This is a genomic window from Pseudomonas persica (assembly GCF_900291015.1).
GTDB lineage: Bacteria > Pseudomonadota > Gammaproteobacteria > Pseudomonadales > Pseudomonadaceae > Aquipseudomonas.
Genome location: NZ_OLKL01000075.1, coordinates 1 through 387, shown reverse-complemented (window position 1 = coordinate 387; position 387 = coordinate 1). Strand labels below are relative to the sequence as shown.

At 67.2% G+C, this 387-nt stretch carries 1 protein-coding gene; it reads left to right on the top strand.

Going from position 1 to position 387, the window contains the following annotated elements; genetic code table 11:
* A partial coding sequence (locus FQ664_RS25760) for a chromate transporter (protein ID WP_144175823.1) occupies nucleotides 1–387 on the top strand: 387 nt, incomplete at both ends.

Sequence of the window (387 nt, the reverse complement as noted above, 5' to 3'; positions counted from 1 at the left end):
ACATTGGCTGGCTGATGCACCGCACCTGGGGCGGGGTGATTGCCGGCACCCTGTTCGTACTGCCGTCGCTGTTCATCCTGATCGGCCTGTCGTGGGTCTATCTGGCCTGGGGCGAAGTGCCGGTGGTGGCTGGTATTTTCTACGGGATCAAGCCGGCCGTGACCGCCATCGTCGTGCATGCCGCACATCGGATTGGCACGCGCGCCCTGAAAAACGGCTGGTTGTGGGCCATTGCCGCGGCCTCGTTCGTGGCCATTTTCGCGCTCGACGTTCCCTTCCCGCTGATCGTGCTGGCGGCCGCGCTGCTGGGCCATATCGGCGGGCGGCTGCTACCGGGGCAGTTCGCGCCTGGTGGTGGCCACGGCGCAGCCAGGGCCAGCCATGGCC